This window comes from Streptomyces viridosporus (genome assembly GCF_002078235.1).
Classification (GTDB): Bacteria; Actinomycetota; Actinomycetes; order Streptomycetales; family Streptomycetaceae; genus Streptomyces; species Streptomyces viridosporus.
This window is the reverse complement of record NZ_MSGP01000828.1, coordinates 1-1378: the sequence shown is the minus strand read 5'-3', so window position 1 is coordinate 1378 and position 1378 is coordinate 1. Positions and strand designations below refer to the sequence as shown.

1 protein-coding gene and 2 pseudogenes are annotated in these 1378 nt (G+C 74.6%); all 3 read right to left on the bottom strand.

The window, feature by feature from the left end:
• Positions 1-343 (bottom strand): annotated as a pseudogene (locus B7L92_RS37945) (hypothetical protein); the annotation flags it as partial.
• A gap of 193 nt (positions 344-536) precedes the next feature.
• Entirely contained in the window at positions 537-950 is a 414-nt protein-coding gene (locus B7L92_RS37940; RefSeq protein ID WP_081241624.1) for a DUF6113 family protein, read from the bottom strand.
• Positions 947-1378: pseudogene (locus B7L92_RS37935) on the bottom strand (N-acetyl-1-D-myo-inositol-2-amino-2-deoxy-alpha-D-glucopyranoside deacetylase); the annotation flags it as partial. The gene B7L92_RS37940 and the pseudogene B7L92_RS37935, both read right to left, overlap by 4 nt.

The window sequence follows — 1378 nt, the reverse complement described above, 5'->3', positions numbered from 1 at the left end:
CCTCCGCCCCGTCCACGGGCTCGGCGGGAGGCTCGGCCGCGCCCGTGGACGGGGCGGAGGAGGGCGCCGGTGCCTCGGCGTCGGCGGTTTTCTTGCTCTCCGTGTCCGCGACGGGCTTGCGCACGACGACCGGCGGAATCGGCCGTGATCCGGGGATGTTGATCCGGATCCGGGTCGTCAGCGTGGTCTCGGTCTTGCGTTCCTCCGGTCGCGCGGCCGGACGGCCCGCGCCCGTACCCTCGTCCGGAATCGCCGGAATCCCGTAGGGCGGGGTGCCCGACGGGTAGGCGGCTCCGCCGCGCCCGTCGGGCCCGGAGGACGGAGTGTCAGTTTCACGACTCAAGGCAGGTTCTCCCGGTTGGCTCCGCCGCCCGTCACGACCTCACGGTGGGGGTCCCCCGGCTCGGGCGAAGCCGAGAGGGCGGGGGAGGCTCGGCGGCGCGCACCACCTTACTGGCCGCGTCCGGCGCGCATCCCAGGACCGCCGGGGAAACCCGCACCGGACCCGCACGCCGGTGACACGGCGAAGTGGTACGTCACTTGCCAAGTCGGACAGGGCCGTCGTCCGGTTGCCGCCCGGGGGCGAGCGTGGCGCAGATCACAGCCACGGCGATGCCGCCGAGCAGGAAGAGATAGGAACCGCCGCCCGCGGCGAACAGGAAGTCGCCTTCCGGACGGCTGACGGTGAGCAGGAGGACGACGACCGTCCAGCCGGCGGCCGCCGCGACGGCTCCGGCCCGGCTGCGCAGGGCGCGCGCCGCACCCAGGCACAGCCCCGCCTCGCCCGCGAGGGCGAGCAGCAGTCCGCCCGGGAACCAGGCGGGCTGCACCAGCGCCCCGGCCGCGCCGACCGCGGCACCGAGCAGGAACAGCCCCAGGCAGGCGGCGACCCGTGCGGCGGAGGGCGGGCGGATCGGCTGGGTGAGCAGGGACGGGGGCCGGTCGCTCATGACGCCTCACCGATTCCGGCGAACAGGTCGTCCTCCCGTTCGCGGGGGCGTTCTCCGCTCACCAACTCGTAGTACTCGGTCGTGAACAGGGGCTGCGCCAGCTCGTTGGAGAGCACGAAGTACGGCTCGGCCACCGTGATCTGGGTGGCGTGGGCGCGCATCGCGGCGGCCTTGGCGGCGGCGTGGGCGCTCCCGTCGACCGCGGTGGTGACGCGCTCGTCGGCGACGACGCCCGGTACGTCGTCGATGCCGGCCGCCTTGTCGAAGGGCAGGCCGGGCAGGTCGTCGTGGAGACGTGCGAAGGACTGCTCGGCGACGGAGCGGGGGACGCGGTTCCAGTAGACCTTGGGGACGTCCCAGCCCGCGGCGGCGGCGAGTTCGACGGCGCGCATGGCGACGCGGTGCGCCTGGATGTGGTCGGGGTGGCC

What these genes read in the sequence shown, in the direction of transcription:
- B7L92_RS37940 (WP_081241624.1), bottom strand. Translation starts at nt 950, where the DNA reads ATGAGCGACCGGCCCCCGTCCCTGCTCACCCAGCCGATCCGCCCGCCC.